This window comes from Caproiciproducens sp. CPB-2 (assembly GCF_036287215.1).
Lineage (GTDB): Bacteria > Bacillota > Clostridia > Oscillospirales > Acutalibacteraceae > Caproiciproducens.
Genome location: NZ_CP142860.1, coordinates 34,434 through 52,303 on the forward strand (window position 1 = coordinate 34,434; position 17,870 = coordinate 52,303).

Below are 17,870 nucleotides of genomic sequence, written 5' to 3' on the forward strand. Positions count from 1 at the left end.
CGCCTGCCAGCCCCCTCTGGGAGGGGGCCGAACTCCTGCCGCCCTCTTAGAGGGGATTGTGTTAAAACGCGATCGAATCCTCGTCCTTCGTCTGCAGCGTGACAAACTGCTCGACAAAGTCTTTGCTCAGATCGATTTTCGACTTCTCGCCGGTTTTCATATTCTTGATGACGGCCTTTTTGGCTGCAAGCTCGTCGTCGCCCAGGACCAGGGAGTATTTCGCGGAGATCTTGTCCGCGTATTTCATCTGCGCCTTCAGCCCGCGGTCGTTGATGTCGCACGCGGCGCTGATGGAATATTCCCGTAAGCTGTGCGTCAGCTTAAACGCTTCCAGCCTGGCCGCGTCGCCGAGCGCCCCGATGAACAGGTCGCAGGTCTCCGGCTCTGGGAATTCGACCTTCTGCGCGTCCAGAATCATCATCAGGCGCTCCATGCCCAGACCGAAGCCCAGCGCGGGCATGGGCTGCCCGCCCATTTCCTCCACCAGCCCGTCGTAGCGCCCGCCGCCGCAGACGGTGCTCTGCGCGCCGAGGTCGTCTGAAACAAACTCAAACACCGTTTTGGTGTAGTAGTCCAGCCCGCGGACAATGGAGGGATTGACAGTATATTCGATAGAAATCGCGTCAAGGTAGGATTTCACGCTCTCAAAGTGCGTGCGGCAGTCGTCGCACAGATAGTCCAGCATCCGCGGCGCGCCCGCGGCGATTTTGGAGCAGACCGGGCTTTTGCAGTCCAGAATCCGCATCGGGTTGCGCTCCAGACGGCCCTGGCAGGTTTCACAGAGCTGGTCCCTGTAGTCGCTGAAATACGCCCGCAAAGCCTCGTAGTATTTCGCGCGGCAGCCGGGGCAGCCGATGGAGTTGATCTCCAGCTTGAGGTTTTGTACGCCGAGCCGACCGAAAATGCTTTTCGCCGTGCCGATCAGCTCGGCGTCCGCCATGGGGGACTGGGTGCCGAACACCTCGAGCCCGAACTGGTGGAATTCGCGCAGACGGCCCGCCTGGGTATTTTCATAGCGGTAACAGGAGGTAAAGTAGGAAAGGCGCAGCGGCAGCCCGTCGTTGTACATGCCGTGCTCCAGCATGGCGCGCACCGCGCCCGCGGTCCCTTCCGGCCGGAGGGTAACGGAGCGGCCGCCCTTGTCGTTGAAGGTATACATCTCTTTCTGTACCACATCGGTGGTTTCCCCCACCGAGCGCTGAAAAAGCCGGGTATCCTCAAAAACCGGGGTGCGGATTTCCCCGAAGCCGTGGGTTTTGGCCTCGCTGCGCATCACGTCCTCCACAACCTGCCATTTTTCCGTCTGGGCGGGCAGTAAATCCTGCGTCCCTTTTTGTGCCTTGATCAGTTCCATAGCGTTTCTCCTTACCTTAAAATAATCTGTAAAAACGGTTAAAAATGCAAAAAGCCCCCGTCCCAGCCAAAGGGACGAGGGAAAATGATCCTCGCGGTGCCACCCTTTTTCAAGAGCCGAAGCTCTCCTCGAAAAGCCCCGAAACGCGGGGCGGCGTGCCGGCTCGCGGATGTCTTCCACAAAGCTCTTCTGCAGGCGCGCTTACAGTCCGGGACGCGCCCTCCCTGTGGCTAAGCTTTTGGGTACTCCTTCCGGTCGTTGCCGAAATCAAAAATCAGGCTTTCGGATTCAAAATGTTGCGCCAGTCAAGATCGCCGCGCTCCAGACCGTGGATCAGAACCTCCGCGGTGGCGATGTTGGTCGCGACGGGGATATTGTGCATGTCGCACAGGCGCAGCAGGTTCATGTCGTTCGGCTCGTGCGGCTTCGGGTTCAGCGGGTCGCGGAAAAACAGGAGCAGGTCGACCTCGTTGCAGGCAATGCGCGCGGCGATCTGCTGGTCGCCGCCCTGCGAGCCGCCCAGAAAGCGCTGTATTTCAAGCCCGGTCGCTTCGGAAACCATCTTGCCCGTGGTGCCGGTCGCACAGAGCAGGTGACGGCTCAAAACGCCGCAGTAGGCGATGCAGAATTGAACCATCAGTTCCTTCTTTGCGTCATGGGCGATTAAAGCAATATTCATATTTATTTCCTCCCTAATAATCAGGAATATGTAAAATCAGAATTTCTGCAGCGCGGCCAAGGGCACATGTTCGCCTTCCAGCCTTGCGGCAAGCCGGCCGAAAGCCATCGCGCCGGCCGATTTCTGCGGGGCCGGTTCGCAGTTGGAAGCGGCGGCCGCCAGAAGCATGTCCTCCGGAATCACGGCGATGAGCCGCACCCCGGCGGAATCAATCACGGAATCAAGATCCGGGTAAAATCCCTGCGTGTAGAAATTATGCCCGCTGAAACGGTTGATAATCAGCCGCTGCTGCTTTATCCCGGCCTGTTCCAGTAAAAAATGCGCTTTATTTGCGTTTCGCACACAGATGGGATCGGGTGTTGTGACAATCAGCGCGCGCCGGGCCGAAGCCGCCGCGCTCGCAAAGCCGCCGCCCACGCCGGCGGGGCTGTCGATCAGTACGTGGTCGTAATACCGGGAAAGTACCGATACGAGCTGCTTCATAATATCCGGGCTGATCAAATCGTCCTCCCTCGCGGGGGCGGGCAGCAAAAACAGCCTTTCCGAAAAGGGACACGGATAAACGGCTTTTACCGGTTCGGCACGGCCCGAAACCACGTCCGCAATATCAAAGACCTGCTGCTCCGAAACGCCGAGCATATGGTCCAGACATCCCAGACCGGCGTCGCCGTCAATCAGCAAAACACGTCTGCCCCTGGCTGCCAAAGCAAAACCAAGGCCGGCTGTTACGGTGGATTTCCCTACACCGCCCTTACCCGATGTGATGACTGTTGCGACACCCATATAAAAACCTCGCTCTCATATTACCACAAACATTCCCGGTAGTCAAAGCGTTTTTATTGTCGTAAATACACAAAACAAAACATTTAATATTTTGTTAACAATTTAACTCTGCTGCGCTCAGCCCGCGGAGGAGCCGGTGGAAGACGAAGACGGGTTCCCAGACGCCGTGCCGGAAGCCGTCCCCGAAGAGGCCCCGGAGGAAGCGGTGCCGGAAGCGGACGGCATCACGAGGCTGCCGTCGGCGTCGACGGTTTTCCCGTAAAAGTACGCGTCGAAGATATCCTTGGCCACGGCGTTGCAGTACATGCTGGTCGCGCCGCGCTCCAGAACGACCGCCACGGCGATCTCCGGATTGTCGTACGGCGCGAAAGCCACGAAGGTAACGTTGTCGGAGTGCGGGGTCTGTACCGCGGTACCGGTTTTGGCGGCGATGGCGATCCCGTAGTTTTTGAAGGTGGAGCTCGCCGTACCGGCGGTCGCCACGCTGCGCATGGCCGACTTGACGTAATCGAGGTAGGATTGGGAGACCCCGATATTGTCCACCGCTTCGGCGGCGTTCTGTGAAAGTACGTTTTTGCGGGAGTAGTCGGTCACCTTGCCGACCAGATGGGGCTTTAACCGCACGCCGTTGTTCGCGACGGTCGCGACGTAGGTGGCAAGCTGCAGCGGGGTGAACTGGTTGTCGCTCTGTCCCACCGCGGCTTCCACGGTGTCGGCGTCGTACCAGGAACCGCCGGAGGCGACGCGCTCCTCCCTGCCCGCCAGGATTCCCGCGCTTTCGTGCAGCTCGATCCCGGTTTTCACGCCCAGCCCGAAGCGCTTGGCGTACAGGTTCATATTGGTAATTCCCAGCCGGTACCCCACTTCATAGAAGAAGGAGTTGCTGGACTTCTGAATCGCGTAATTCGCGGTGATCATCCCGTAGTTGCCGATACTGCCCAGAATCAGGCCGGTGTCCGCAAAGCGGGTGTACTTGCTGTTGCCTTCCAGCCGGGTGGAGGTCGTGATGGCCTTTTCCTGCAAAGCGGCCAGCGCAACATACGGTTTCACGACGGAGCCGGGGGTGAACACGCCGTTGAAGGCGCGGTCGATCAGTGGCTTATCCTTGTTGTTGATCAGGGACGTGTAATAGTTGGTGTCGTTCAGATATTCCGTCAGGTCGTAGGTAGGATAAGTGGACGCCGCCAGCACGGAGAAATCCTTTACCCGCAGCACCACTGCGGCGCCCGCGACGCAGTCCTCGCCGTGGCCGCTCGACATCCCCTTGTATCGCTGGGCGGAAAGCTTGCGCCCGTTGGCCTGGGTCGCCTTTACGTTGTTGGCCAGGGAAACGTTGAGGACGCTCTGGATTTTGCTGTCCACAGTCAGGTAAACGGTGTCGCCGGAAACCGGCGCGGTCTTTACCGTTTCCGAGGCAAGCGCGCCGGTGTTTGTGGTCTCCACCACTTTTTTCCCGGCCTTGCCGCGGAGCATGCTTTCAAAGGCCTGCTCGATGCCGCTCTTTCCCAGCCGGTCGTTAAACGCGTAGCCCTTGTCCTTCAGCTCGTCGTATTCCTCCCGGGAAATGGAACCGATGGTTCCCAGGATATGGGGCATCAGGCTGCCGTTCGGGTATTGGCGCACGGTGGTGACCTTCCCGGCCGCGCCGGGCAGCAGGGAGGAATTTTCACTGATGATGGCGATGGTGTCGCGGCTGACGTCTTCGGCAAAGGTGTACGGCGCCGAAATGCCGAAGGCGGATTTTGTCATATTGTAGCGCACGGAAACAATGTCGCGCGCCTGTGCGGCTTCGTACCCTGTCACCTCGTATTTTTCGATCAGGTGGGCCATACACAGGTCCGCCGTAGCGTAAGAATTCACATTCGCGTAATCCGCCGATTTGAGCGTTGCGATTTCCTTGTCCATGCCGGAAACAAACTCATACTGCCCTTTGGCGTTCAGCTTGACCGGCAAAATGTCCGTCCATTTTTCCCCCCGCTGGTTCAGAAGCTGAATCAGCTGGTGAATGGTGTTGTTCTGGGTCTCGGACTTCATATAGACGCGGTCGAACACAATGGCGTAGCCCGTTTTGTTTACGGCAAGGCCCACGCCGTTTACGTCGAGGATTTCGCCGCGGGCGGCGTCCATGACGACGGTAGAGGGACTGAGTTTGTCCGCTTCCTTCAGAAAGGAGGAGCCGTTGAGAATCTGCCAGTCCACAAGGCGCAGGGTATAGACGGCCATGATGGCGAAAATAATCAGCCCCATAGCCCAGTAACGGGAATGTCCTTTCAGCTTGTCCAAGGCGGAACCTCCTTTTCATTCTTCTTTTGCCCGTATCTGCAGGGCGAGCGCCCTGTTGAAGTAGTACGCGACCGGCATAAACGCGGTCGTATAGAAAAACCGCGGAATGTAATGCGCGGTCAGCGCGTAGGCCGCGTGAGAGTAGCTGAACAGCAGGTAAAAGAAAACCCATTGCAGCAAAACGACGCAGCCGGTGGAAATCACCGCGGTAATCATGGCGGTCAGAAAATTTGTCTGGATCAGGTTGGCGGCGATCAGCCCCACGCTGTAGCAGATGACGGAGAGCAGAAGGCCGTGAAAGCCCAGCACGCCGCCCGCGCCGAAATCGATCAGCAACCCGCACAGCAGGCCGAAGGCCATGGCGGCGGTCTCTTTCTCAAACATGGCGATGGAAAGCGCGATGGGTATCAAAAGCACCGGCCGTGCGCCGAACAGGTCGGGAACAAGGCCGGGTGTCTCCTGGACCATATAAAACACCAGTATTTCAATGGTATAGGCAAAATAACGGAGAACCTTGAGCTTTTCCATTTTATTTCCCCCCGGAAGAAACGGCGGAAGAGGGAGACGAAGAGGCGGTCGAGGAAGCGGAAGAGCCGCCGTCGGAAAGCGCCTGGCCCTGTCCCTCAAAGGCGGTAATGACCATGACGTCGCGCACGGTTTTTACATCCACAAAGGGCTTGACCTCCGCATAAAGAGAAACGTCGTAGGGATCGTTCTTCACCTCGTTGACCGTGCCGATGGCAAGGTTGCGCGGGAATACGCCGCCCAAACCGCTCGTCACAATGATGTCGCCGGCCTTTACCGTCGTGTCTGCGGTCAGGTAGCCGAGCTTCAGAACGCCCTTGTCGGCGAATTTGATGTCGCTGCTGATGACCCCGGAATCGCGGTTGACCTTGTCGAGGGCGCTGATTTTCGTGTCCGCGGAAAGAATCGTGGTCACCCGGCTGTAGCTGGCGTTTACGCTGGAAATCCAGCCGACCACGCCGCCTTCGGTGATGACGGGGTCGTTCACGGCAATACCGGCAAGGGACCCCTTGTCGATCTGAAAATTATAAAACAGGTCGTTCGGGTCGCGGCCGATGACCGCGGCGGAGACCGGTTTGAAATCCTTGTTTTCGTTTTTCAGCTCCAGAAATTTGCGCAGCTGGGCGTTTTCCTGCTGGTAGCTGTAATAGTTGATCAGCTTTTTGTTCAGCTCTTCGATCTGTTTTCTCAGCGCCGCGTTTTCCGCCGCCAGCTCTTCGTTGGTGCGCGCGGCGTTCTGCGCCGCGACGGCGGCGTTGTTGGTGACGACGGTGCTGACCCTCTGCATCGGGGTGGAAATCAGGCTGAGCAGGTTCGCGGTAAGGGAACTGCCGGTGCTCGCCGTATAAAGCATCAGAGCGAACATAATGAACACAACGGTGATGAGAAGCTTAAATCCCCTCGAATGAAAAAAATCTTTCAACGCAGCACCTCCTTTTCAAGTCTTTGGCGCGATTTCCTGAAAGTGCAAAAAGCGGAGAGCTTTCACCCTCCGCTGAAGTGATCCCCTTATTTTCTGTTGTTTTTGTAATACGAGGAGGGCATGGTGATTTCAAGCAGCTTGCCTGTTCCGTCAACAACACAGTCCAGCGGGCTATCGGCAATATGGACGGGCATGCCGGTCTCCTGTTCGACCAGTCTGTCCAGGCCGCGCAGCAGGGCGCCGCCGCCCGTCAGCATGATACCGTGGTCTATAATATCCGCGGAAAGCTCCGGCGGGGTCTTTTCCAGGGTCGATTTCACCGCGTCGATAATCAGCGCCAGCGGGTCGCTCAGCGCTTCCCTCACCTCTTCGGCGGAAATGGTCACGTTCTTCGGCAGGCCGTCCACCAGGTTGCGGCCCTTGATTTCCACCGTGGCGTCCTCGTTGTCCTCGGTCGGGAAAGCGGAGCCGATCCTGATTTTGATTTCCTCGGCGGTGCGCTCGCCGATCAGCAGGTTGTACTTCTTTTTTACGTAGGAAATAATGGACTCGTCAAATTTATCGCCCGCGACGCGGACCGAGACCGAGGTCACGATGTCGCCCAGCGAGATCACGGCGACCTCCGCCGTGCCGCCGCCGATGTCGACGACCATGCTGCCGGTCGGCTCGCTCACGGGAAGCCCCGCGCCGATGGCCGCGGCCATGGGTTCCTCGATCAGCTCGACATTGTTGGCGCCCGCCTGACGGGCGGCGTCCTCCACCGCGCGGCGTTCCACTTCCGTTACGCCCGACGGGATACAGACGATGATGTGCGGGCGGGAAAACGCGTTGGATTTCACGGCCTTGCGGATAAAGTGCTTGAGCATCGTGGCGGTGATGTCGAAGTCGGCGATGACGCCGTCCTTCAGCGGGCGGACCGCGACGATGGAGCCCGGGGTGCGCCCGATCATTTCCTTGGCCTGCGCGCCCACGGCCAGAACGGTATCGGTACGGACGTCAACGGCGACCACCGAAGGCTCGCGCATGACGATTCCTTTTCCCTTCATAAAAACCAGAGTATTTGCGGTGCCCAAATCTATTCCTATATCTTTTGAAAACATGAATCATTTTCCCCTTTCAAACCTGGCAAAAAAATAAAAATCGTTTCATCGCTTCAGATAGTATTTATTATAACCTCAAAAGAGTCATTTCTCAACTATTAATTCAGAAAGCGCGCAATATTTATGAATTTTCTTTCGATGAATTTTTAAGCCCGGTCAGAATACGGTTGATTTTGCCGATCGGCAGGCCCATTACATTGTAAAAGTCCCCGTCGATCCGCTTGATAAACAGTGCGCCGCGCCCCTGGATAGCGTATGCGCCCGCTTTGTCCATCGGCTCCTCTGTTTCGCAGTAGGCGCTGATTTCGGTTTCGCTCAGCGGGTAAAATTCCACCGAGGTGCACTCGTGCCCGCGGATCAGCTCCTTGCCGCTGATGACGCAGTAGCCGGTGTAAACCTGATGGACGTTTCCGGACAGTAGCCGGAGCATCGCTTTGGCTTCCTCCGCGTCCTTCGGTTTGCCCAGCACGCGGCCCTTGAAAACAACGACGGTGTCCGCCCCGAGGACGGTGTCCTGCGGGTTCTGCTTTGCCACCGCTTCCGCTTTCCGGGCGGCGAGCAGCTCGACAATCTGCATGGGAGGGGTTCCGCGCAGATATCCCTCGCTGACATCCGAGGGCGCGGCGGTGAATTCGTAGCCGGCCATTTTCAGCAGCTCGCTGCGGCGCGGCGAAGTAGATGCAAGCAGCAACATGGGTATCCTCCTATTCCTTCACTTTGATGAGAATCACGGCGATGACCGCGGCCAGCGCCAGAATCGACTGCGCCGCGTTGATTCCAAGCCGGATGCCGAAGGTGATTTTTATGATGGAGAGGTTCAGCTCGGTGGTGGACAGTCCGAAGTCCGCCGCGGCGCCCAGCCAGGAAAGAAAATGGATTCCGGCGCAGGCCGTACCAATAATCTGCCCCAAAACCACCGCCAATACAAGCAGAACAATCAACAAAATTGTTTTCAAAACGCCTTTTTTCATTTTTGCAGCCCTCTCTTTCCCGTAGAACCGAAGGCGCCCGTGCCCCGCGAGGTCTCGCCAAGATCGTCGGTCTCTTTTAGAATGGGCAGCAGCACCGGCGTCACCACAAGCTGCGCGCAGCGTTCGCCCGGCTGGAGCGTGTAGGGCTTGTCGCTGCAGTTGGTCATTCCGACCAGGATTTCGCCGCGGTAGTCGCTGTCGATCACACCGACCGCGTTGGGAAGGGAAACGCCGTGGTTGACGCCCAGCCCGCTGCGGGCGAAGATCAGCCCGACCGTGTTTTCGTCCGGCAGCGCGATGGCGATTCCCGTGGGAATTTTGTAAAGCCCGCGCGGCTCGATGGTGATCGGCGCGTCCAGACAGGCGTACAGGTCGAATCCGGCCGCGCCCTCGCTTGCGCGGGTCGGCGTGACGGCGTTTTGCCTCAGTTTTTTCATTTTTAAAACATGGTCAGTCATAAATTACCCCTATTCTATTCCCCTGTAGTAAAGCCCGCGGGTGTGTTCCCCTTCGTCCGGGGAACCGGCCAGATACCGGCCGATGATTTCCTCCGCCTCCCGTGCGGATTCGGTGGTAAAGCGCAGCACCCCGAAATCCTGATTGCGCACTTCCCCGAGCCGGTCGGCCATGTAGAGAGGAACGGAGTTCAGGACCTCGCTGCACGCGCCGTAACACTGGACGGGGAACCGGATTCCCTTCCGGTCGGTCAGAAACGGCGCGGTTTCACAGTTTTTGCAGCCGCCCGCGTTCGCCGCGGGGCAGTTGCGCGTCAGCATCAGCGGCAGCCGCCCGTAGAGCAGAAGGCCCCTCGGCAGCTCCCCGCCGACGGCGGCGGCCTGCGCGAGTGTCAGCTCAAAGGAAAGCTCCGTATCCGCAAGCCCGAATTCACTGTGCCAGAGAAGCGCCGCCGTATTGGTGATGTTGAGCGAAAAGCCGCCGTGTACGGTCAGCCCCAGCTCCCGGCCGAGCGCCGCCGCGCCGAGGTTCCCCGCCCAGACGTCGGCAAAGCCGGCTTCTTTCGCGGCGGAAAGCCGCGCCCGGACGGCTTTTTCCATCCCGAACATGCCGCGCGGGATTTCCAGCGCGACGGGATAGCCGTCTGCTTTTAATTTTTGAAGAATATCCAAATCCGTATCGTACGGAAGATAAACGAGTTCACACTGCTTTGCCGCGGGCGGAAGACCGGTGTTTGCGAACCGCGCGCGCAGCCGAAGCTTTTTCGCCGTATGGGTGCCCGCTTCGGGTATCCGGCACATTTGGAACGGAATCTCCGCGCGGCACATGCGCATCTGCTCCAGCTTTTCCAGCGCTTCCCGGCGCAGCCTGTTCAGGGAAGAAACCGGGACGGAAAGCCCCTCCCCGATCTCACAGACGATCTCGTCGGCGTAAAACGGCGTGCCGCCCGTCTTTTTGAGCTGTTCGGCGCAGCGCTCTTCGTCGATCGCGCGGCTGAGCGCGGGCTGGGGCGTTTCGCCCAGAGAAACGCGGGCCGTCCGGCCGTCGCGGTCGGCGGCGAAAAGCACCACCGGCTGCTCCTTTTGAACGGTCAGGCGGAAAGAGACCGGAATCCTCTGGTATTCATGGTTGTAAAGGCTGTGCAGCTCGGCGAAAACCGCGCCGGTCGCGCCGGTCACGTCCTCCCTGGAGCGCACGCCGAACATGTCGCGGCCCAGCTTCCCGTCCAGATATCCGGTGGTAAAGCCCGAGCGGGAAAAGACCGCGCCCAGGTTTTTCACCAGCTCCGGGGGAACCGGTTCGCCGTCCGCCGCCAGCCGGCTCGCGCGCGCTGCCGCGGCGACATATTCCGGCCGCTTCATGCGGCCCTCTATTTTCGCGCTGGCAATGCCCGCGCGGCTCAGCTCGTCCATACGGCTGATCATGGAAAGGTCCTTTAAGCTCAAATCGTGCCCCGTTCCGCCGGTAACGGAAAACGGCAGCCGGCAGGGCTGGGCGCAAAGGCCGCGGTTCCCGCTGCGGGAGCCGAGCACGGAGCTGAAGTAGCACTGCCCGCTGACGGACATGCACAGCGCGCCGTGGACAAAGGCTTCCAGCTCCACGGGGGCCGCTTTATGGATTTCCTCAATTTCCCGGAGTGACAGCTCGCGGGAAAGCACCACGCGCCTGATTCCCGCCTCGGAAAGCGCCAAAGCGCCCAGCGGGGTGTGGATGCTCATCTGGGTGGAGGCGTGCAGCCGCAGGCCGGGCGCGCATTTTTGCAGAAGCCGGATCAGGCCCGTGTCCTGTACGATCAGCGCGTCCACCGGCAGGGTGCAGGCGTAGGAAACAAAATCGAGCGCTTTTTGCAGCTCGTCCTGCAAAAGCAGGGTGTTGACCGCAAGGTAGACCTTTACCCCGCGGGCATGGCAGTACTCCACGGCGGATTTCAACTCGCCGCTGTCAAAGTTCCTGGCGCCGGCCCTCGCGCTGAACGCGCTTCCGCCCAGATACACCGCGTCCGCCCCCGCGCGCACCGCGGCGGTCAGGCTTTCCGGCGACCCGGCGGGGGCCAAAACCTCTATGTTACTGTTCGTCATTTTTCTTTTCAAAGAAGCTCATAAAGCCTTCCTGCTCGGCGGTGATGTCCGGATTCACGCGGGAATAGCTTCCCGCCTGCGGCCTTTGCACGGGGGAGCCGGGAACGGCCGGCTTCTGCGCGCGGACCTCCTGCGCGGGCTTGTCCGCGGCGGGCTCTCCGCCCTCCGACAGGCGTGCCCGAAGGGTCTGGATTTCCCGTTTCAGGCGCTCAATTTCCCGCCGGGCTTCCTCGGCCTCCATGCGCGCGTGGGAGGAATCCTCCAGATAATCCTTGATCTGGGAGCGAAGGTTGTCCGCCCCGTTCGCGGATTTGTGGGCTTCGTCACAGTAGCGGAGCGCCGTGATGACGGCCGCCATGGTGATGGAAACACGCTCGTTTTTGCCCGTGATATCGTCCATGGCCTTCTCCACTTCGTCGCCGATCGAGCGTACATAGCTCTCGCTGTCGTCCGAGCTGATGACGCACTCACAGCCGCAAATATTCAATTTCACTCTGTTTTTACTCATGAAGTCATACCCTTTCACACAACAGCGAATTCAGAATTATTTACATTATAATATATTATAACATAATATGAAAGAGCTTTCATTATTTTTTACGGACCTCCCGGCCGGGAAGCGGACCGGCAGGTCCCCGCCGCGTTTGTGCGCAAATGGAATTGTGGTTTCTTACGGAAAAAGCGGCGGAACCGCTTTTCTTTGCTTTACGGTTTTGTGAATATTGTACAATTTTCGGCAAAAAATACGTTGTAATAACAAAAGAAAGATTTCACTGGGGAAAACAGAAAAAACCCGCTCTGCGTCTTTTGTTTCCCGGTTTCTTCCGTGAGATCCGTTCTTCCGGACGCTGTTGTTGAAAAACTGCGGATATTGGTATATAATAGACACAAATTCGATATTGGTATATTGGAATCCCAAACGGGAAAATCATCGGCATTACCATCCGGAAGCGCCGGAATTTTCGCGGCGTTTCCCTGATTATGGAGGACATCATTATGAATTACAGACAGCCGGTCGGAAAAATCAAGGAAACGATCCTGTCTACGCTCGACCGTGTTTTCGGCGTCAGCCTTGAAAACGCGACCGACGAGCAGTGTTACAAGGCGGTCGCGCTCACCGTGCGCGATTTGATGGCCGCGGGCCGGAGTGAATATATGGCGGAGGCGGAAAAAACCCATACCAAGCAGGTTTACTACCTTTGTATGGAATTCCTGCTGGGCCGTTCGCTGAAAAACAGTCTGTTCAACCTCGGGATCGAGGAGGATTTCCGCAAAGCGCTGGCCGAGCTGGGGCTGAAGCTGGACTGTCTTTACGAGCAGGAGCCGGACGCCGGGCTGGGCAACGGCGGGCTGGGCAGGCTTGCCGCCTGCTTTCTGGACGCCCTCGCCACACAGGGCTACCCCGCCACGGGGTATTCCCTGCGCTATGAGTACGGCATCTTCCGCCAGAAGCTGGTGGACGGCTGGCAGACGGAGCTGCCCGATTTCTGGCTTCCGGGCGGGAAAATCTGGATGCAGGCGGTACCGGAAAAAAGCGTGGAGGTCCATTTTAACGGACATATCGAGGAATTCTGGAACAACCAGTACCATGTTGTAAATCATAAGGATTTTACAAAGGTGACCGCGGTGCCGTACGATATGTACGTCGCCGGGATGGACGGGCGCGGCATCAGCCGCCTGCGCGTCTGGGCGGCAAGCTCCACCGAATTCGACATGAAGCTGTTCAACAGCGGCGACTATCTTCGCGCCATGGAGCAGAACGCCATGGCGGAGGTCATCACCAAGGTGCTTTACCCCGAGGACAACCACATGGAGGGAAAGAGCCTGCGCCTTTCGCAGCAGTATTTCCTGGTTTCCGCGACCATTCAGGATATCATCCGCCGCCACCTGTTCAAATACAGCACGCTCGACAACCTGCCTGATCTGGTGGCCATCCACCTGAACGACACCCATCCCGTGCTCGCCATCCCGGAAATGATGCGCGTGATGCTGGACGAGTGCGGCTACGGCTGGGACGCGGCCTGGGATATCGTCACCCGCACCGTCGCCTATACGAACCATACGGTCATGAAGGAGGCGCTGGAGTGCTGGGGGGTCGACCTGTTCAAATCACGCCTGCCCCGCATCTACCAGCTTGTGGAGGAGATCAACCGCCGTTTCTGCGCGCAGATGCACGAAAAGGGCGTGGACGGCTACAAGGTGGGCCGCATGGCCCCGCTGAACGACGGCTACGTCAAAATGGCGAACCTCGCGGTCGTCAGCAGCCACAGTGTCAACGGGGTGTCCCAGCTCCACAGCGACATTCTGAAAAATACCGTGTTCAACGATTTTTATACCGAGATGCCGGAAAAATTCACGAACGTGACCAACGGCATCGCCCATCGGCGCTGGCTGAACCAGGCGAACCCCGGGCTTGCGAAGCTGATTACCGGGCTGATCGGCGGCGGGTACCTTCACGACGCCGCGCAGCTGCAGAAGCTTGCGCGCTACGCGGACGACGCTTCCGTTCTGGAACAGATGGCGAAGGTCAAGCGGGAAAACAAGCTCCGCCTCGCGGAGTATATCAAAAGGGAGAACTGTCTGGAGGTGGACCCAGACTCCATTTTCGACGTGCAGGTCAAGCGCATGCACGAATATAAGCGCCAGCATCTGAACGCCCTGCATATCCTGTCGGTCTACCAGTGGCTGCGGGAGAATCCCGACGCGGAATTCACCCCCCACACCTATATTTTCGGCGCGAAGGCCGCGCCGGGCTACTACTTTGCAAAACAGATGATCCGCCTGATCGTCGACCTGGGCAACACCATCAACAACGATCCGCGCGTAAACAAGAAAATGAGGGTCGTTTATCTGGAGGACTACCGCGTGACGCTCGCGGAGCTGCTGACCCCCGCCGCCGACCTGAGCGAACAGATTTCGCTCGCGGGGACCGAGGCCTCCGGCACCAGCAACATGAAATTCATGATCAACGGGGCGGTCACCATCGGCACCCTGGACGGGGCGAATGTTGAAATCCACGACGCGGTCGGCGACGACAACATTATTCTGTTCGGCATGACGGCGTCGGAGGTCGAAGCGCTCAAGCCGAACTATGACCCAAGGAAGTACTTCAACGGCAGCTCGGTGATCAAACAGGCAGTCGAGGAGCTGAACACCGGCTTCTGCTGCGTAAAATTCAACGATATCGCCGATTCCCTGCTGAATCACGACCCCTATATGGTGCTGGCGGATTTCGAGTCCTACGCAAAGGCGCAGAAAAAGGCGGAGGCCCTTTACGGCGACGCGAAAGCCTGGCAGCGCATGTGCCTGATCAATACCGCGAACGCGGGCCGTTTCGCGGCGGACCGCGCGATCCGCGAGTACGCGGAAAAAATCTGGCACGCCCGGCCCCTGCCGGAAGAAGCTGTAAAGCAGGAAGTTCCGGTCAGACGCGTACGTCCGGGCAGAAAGAGCAAATAACTGGAAAGCTTCCTGGGAGGAATATCCATGTTTGATTCCCGCAATCCGGTGTTCCGCGACCCCGTTGGGGCGGTGGCGGACGGCACGCCGGTGCATTTTAAGATTACCCTGCCGCGTGCGCTGCACTGCAGCGCTGCGCGGCTGATGATAAAGGACGGCTTTACCGGACGGGAGATTACCCGCGGCATGTTCTGGTGCGGTATGAACGGCGGCGACGGCGAGTGGTGGGAGTGCCACTTTACGCCGGAAAAACCGGGACTTTTCTTTTACCGGTTCCAGACCGATACCGAACGCGGGATCCTGCAGATCACGCGCGGCCGCGGCGGGGAGGGCGTTTTCAGCGACGCGGCCCGCTTCTGGCAGCTGACGGTCTATGACCGGGAGTTTGCCACTCCGGACTGGCTTGCCGGCGGCATCCTGTACCAGATTTTTCCGGACCGGTTCGCCCGCTCGGCGCAGCCGAAAACCGGCGTTCCCGCCGACCGGAGGCTGCACGAAAGCTGGGAGGAACAGCCCGACTGGCGGCCCAATGAGGACGGCAGGATCACCAATACCGACTATTTCGGCGGCGACCTGCGCGGAATCGAGGAAAAGCTCCCCTACCTTCAGTCGCTGGGCGTCACCTGCCTGTACCTGAACCCGATTTTTGAATCCCACTCCAACCACCGGTACGACACGGCGGACTATTCCAAAATAGACCCCCTGCTGGGAAATGAGCAGGATTTTACGAGCCTGTGCGCCGCCGCCGAAAAAGCGGGCATCCGGGTGGTGCTCGACGGCGTTTTCAACCACACGGGCAGCGACAGCGTCTACTTTAACCGGCAGGACCGCTACGCCGCCCCCGGCGCGTACCATTCCAAAAATTCGCCGTACTATCCCTGGTACACCTTCCGGCACTGGCCGAAGGAATACGACTGCTGGTGGAATTTCATTACCCTGCCCAGCGTGAACGAGAGCGAGCCCTCCTACCGGGAATATGTCAACGGCGAAAACGGCATCATCCGGAAATGGCTTTCTGCGGACGCGGCGGGCTGGCGGCTGGACGTTGCCGACGAGCTGCCGGACTTCTTTCTGGACGAACTCCGCGCGGCGGCAAAGGCGCAAAAGCGCGATGCGCTGATTCTGGGCGAGGTCTGGGAGGATGCCTCCAATAAGACGGCCTATGGACAAAGGCGCCGGTACCTCTTGGGCAAACAGCTCGACAGCGTGATGAACTACCCGTTCCGCAGCGCGATCCTGGGCTTTCTGACCGCGGCGGACGCCGGGGATATGATGGAAATCATCCTCGGTATTCTGGAAAATTACCCGCCGCAGGTCATCCGCCTGCTGATGAACCATATCGGCACGCACGACACCGAACGCGCGCTCACTGTGCTTGCGGGCGAGCCTCTGGACGGGCGCGGCCGCGAGTGGCAGAGCACCGCGCGCCTGACAAGGGAGCGCCGCCGCCGCGGCCTGCGCCTGATGCGGCTCGCTTCGCTGATGCAGTTCACCCTGCCCGGCGTACCCTGCATTTACTACGGCGACGAAGCCGGGATGGAGGGCTACCGCGACCCGTTCAACCGGGCCTGTTACCCGTGGGGGCAGGAAGAGAAGGAGCTGGTGGAGTGGTACCGTCTGCTGGGCAGGCTGCGCCGCAACTGTTCCGCGCTCAGGGAAGGAGATTTTCTTCCGTTTCTTGCCGACGGCTCCTGCATGGGGTATCTCCGCCGGGACGAAGCGGTCAGCCTGCTCTGCGTCGTCAATGCGGGGGCGGAAAGCCGCAGCGTGCGGGTTCCCGGAGAATGGCGGCAGTCCCGCGCGGTGATCGGCGTGGTGCCGGACGGGAACAATACGCTGTACCTGAATCCGGAGGACTGCGCCGTTTTGCTGAAAAAGGAAACGGCAAAGGCGGCCGGGCCGGAGTGCGGGCAATTCCAGAAGGAATCAGTTGAATTGAAAAAATAAGTTGCAAATCCCCGCTAAATGTGATATGATACTTAGGCGGCTTAAAACAAAGCCGCAAAATGCGCTCGTAGCTCAGCTGGATAGAGTGCTTGACTACGAATCAAGAGGTCGCGGGTTCGAGTCCCTCCGGGCGCGCCAATATTATAGGCCGGAACAGATGCAAAGCTGCGTCTGTTCCGGCCTGATTTTTATTATTCATAATTTAAAAACATGGATATTGTTAGTAAGGCAAAGGAACTGAAAAAAACATTTGTGGGGAGTAAAAAGTTATGAGAATATTAATTGTTGGTCTTGGCGTCATAGGGAGCACATACGGATACTTATTTCAAAGCGCCGGACACCAAGTGGAGCATCTGATCCAAAATAGCAGCAGAAATGCTTCCACCACTGAATTGAGTGTCTCTCTTCTGGATGGACGAATCAATTCAAAGGGAGAAAGAAAATACGGAATATATTCTGTAAATCACGCAGCTCCAAATGAAAACTATGATTTGATTTTTGTCAGTGTGCCGGCAGGTAAGCTGTCTGGCGTTATAGCTACCCTAAAAGAGTGGAATATGCATGGGACCGTTCTGCTATCATGTGGTATATGGGAGGAGCGCTCCTGTCTTGAAAAAACAATGGACGGCTGGAAATATGTCCTTGGTTATCCGGTCGCAGGCGGAAGCATTTCAGAATCAGGACTACGCTGCTGTGTTTTTGACCATTTTATGCTTGAATCCCGAAGTAAAACTAATATTCTAAATTATGAAAAGTTAGTTCAGCTCTTTTCAGATTGTGAGGTTAAGCCTGAAGTCCCATTTGATATGCTGGAATGGATATGGCTTCACATGGCAATCAATGCCGGGGTCATCACCACGGCCGGGAAATATGGTAATGTTCAGGAAACCTCTGCCGCGGCCGAAAAGATTATGCGTTCATCAAAAGCTCTGTCGGAAGTAGTTTTATCCATTCGAGACACAGCAAACATTATTGCTTCCAGAGGTGTATGCCTGAAAAATTACAGAAATGAGCTTCTACCTTATAAAATACCATCGAAGCTGGCGGGCCTCATTATGAAAAAAATGTTTGCCAGCAATCTTTTAACAAGGGAAATTATGACACTCCACAGTAATTTGGACGATTTGTTGTTTGTCTGTCAAAGTGTGTATAAATGCGGAATAAAAAACAAGGTCCAGGCACCAACTTTTTATGCAAATTACAGCGCGGTTCAAAAGCAGATTGAGCATCTGTTTTGACCGAATGACACGAGGCGAAAACCCCGGTGCAGAGGGAAAAACCCTAAGCGGCAATTCATTTTCTGCAACAGTCCC

General features: G+C 57.8%; 15 protein-coding genes and 1 tRNA gene. 4 read left to right on the plus strand and 12 right to left on the minus strand.

What is annotated here, in order from left to right; genetic code table 11:
• Positions 1-61: 61 nt before the first annotated feature.
• From hisS to VXK30_RS00225, 12 genes are all read right to left on the minus strand, one after another.
• Positions 62-1,354 carry a histidine--tRNA ligase gene (gene hisS, locus VXK30_RS00170; RefSeq protein ID WP_275715069.1) on the minus strand — a complete coding sequence of 431 codons (1,293 nt, stop codon included), beginning with the start codon at positions 1,352-1,354 and terminating at the stop codon, positions 62-64.
• A gap of 274 nt (positions 1,355-1,628) precedes the next feature.
• Positions 1,629-2,033, minus strand: a complete 405-nt coding sequence (locus VXK30_RS00175) for a methylglyoxal synthase (protein ID WP_038322367.1) — start codon at positions 2,031-2,033, stop codon at positions 1,629-1,631.
• 36 nt (positions 2,034-2,069) lie between these two features.
• Positions 2,070-2,816, minus strand: a complete 747-nt coding sequence (locus tag VXK30_RS00180; RefSeq protein ID WP_275715068.1) for a nucleotide-binding protein — start codon at positions 2,814-2,816, stop codon at positions 2,070-2,072.
• Between the two features lie 117 nt (positions 2,817-2,933).
• Positions 2,934-5,099 (minus strand): penicillin-binding transpeptidase domain-containing protein, encoded by a 2,166-nt coding sequence (locus tag VXK30_RS00185; RefSeq protein WP_275715066.1) that lies wholly within the window; start codon positions 5,097-5,099, stop codon positions 2,934-2,936.
• 15 nt (positions 5,100-5,114) lie between these two features.
• Positions 5,115-5,627, minus strand: coding sequence for a rod shape-determining protein MreD (gene mreD / locus VXK30_RS00190; protein WP_275715064.1), 513 nt, complete (start codon positions 5,625-5,627; stop codon positions 5,115-5,117).
• Position 5,628: 1 nt separating this feature from the next.
• On the minus strand, positions 5,629-6,546 hold the full coding sequence (gene mreC, locus VXK30_RS00195; RefSeq protein WP_275715062.1) for a rod shape-determining protein MreC: 918 nt from the start codon (positions 6,544-6,546) through the stop codon (positions 5,629-5,631).
• An 86-nt stretch (positions 6,547-6,632) separates the two neighbouring features.
• Positions 6,633-7,646: a rod shape-determining protein gene (locus VXK30_RS00200; RefSeq protein ID WP_275715060.1), complete on the minus strand. Its 1,014-nt coding sequence runs from the start codon at positions 7,644-7,646 to the stop codon at positions 6,633-6,635.
• A gap of 121 nt (positions 7,647-7,767) precedes the next feature.
• Positions 7,768-8,340 carry a Maf family protein gene (locus VXK30_RS00205; RefSeq protein WP_329493870.1) on the minus strand — a complete coding sequence of 191 codons (573 nt, stop codon included), beginning with the start codon at positions 8,338-8,340 and terminating at the stop codon, positions 7,768-7,770.
• Between the two features lie 10 nt (positions 8,341-8,350).
• Entirely contained in the window at positions 8,351-8,617 is a 267-nt protein-coding gene (locus VXK30_RS00210; protein ID WP_275715058.1) for a DUF4321 domain-containing protein, read from the minus strand.
• Complete coding sequence (dut, locus tag VXK30_RS00215; protein WP_275715055.1) at positions 8,614-9,075, minus strand: dUTP diphosphatase; 462 nt, start codon at positions 9,073-9,075, stop codon at positions 8,614-8,616. The genes VXK30_RS00210 and dut overlap by 4 nt, the downstream gene beginning before the upstream one ends.
• Before the next feature lie 9 nt (positions 9,076-9,084).
• Positions 9,085-11,151, minus strand: a complete 2,067-nt coding sequence (locus tag VXK30_RS00220; RefSeq protein ID WP_275715053.1) for a U32 family peptidase — start codon at positions 11,149-11,151, stop codon at positions 9,085-9,087.
• Entirely contained in the window at positions 11,138-11,659 is a 522-nt protein-coding gene (locus VXK30_RS00225) for a cell division protein ZapA (RefSeq protein WP_275715051.1), read from the minus strand. The genes VXK30_RS00220 and VXK30_RS00225 overlap by 14 nt, the downstream gene beginning before the upstream one ends.
• Before the next feature lie 488 nt (positions 11,660-12,147).
• On the opposite strand from VXK30_RS00225, the gene VXK30_RS00230 reads away from it, so the two are divergent.
• From VXK30_RS00230 to VXK30_RS00245, 4 genes are all read left to right on the plus strand, one after another.
• Entirely contained in the window at positions 12,148-14,610 is a 2,463-nt protein-coding gene (locus VXK30_RS00230; RefSeq protein WP_275715049.1) for a glycogen/starch/alpha-glucan phosphorylase, read from the plus strand.
• 27 nt (positions 14,611-14,637) lie between these two features.
• Positions 14,638-16,557 (plus strand): glycoside hydrolase family 13 protein, encoded by a 1,920-nt coding sequence (locus VXK30_RS00235; RefSeq protein WP_275715047.1) that lies wholly within the window; start codon positions 14,638-14,640, stop codon positions 16,555-16,557.
• A 61-nt stretch (positions 16,558-16,618) separates the two neighbouring features.
• Positions 16,619-16,695, plus strand: a tRNA-Arg gene (locus VXK30_RS00240).
• Positions 16,696-16,826: 131 nt separating this feature from the next.
• On the plus strand, positions 16,827-17,795 hold the full coding sequence (locus VXK30_RS00245) for a ketopantoate reductase family protein (protein ID WP_275715045.1): 969 nt from the start codon (positions 16,827-16,829) through the stop codon (positions 17,793-17,795).
• Positions 17,796-17,870: the final 75 nt, after the last annotated feature.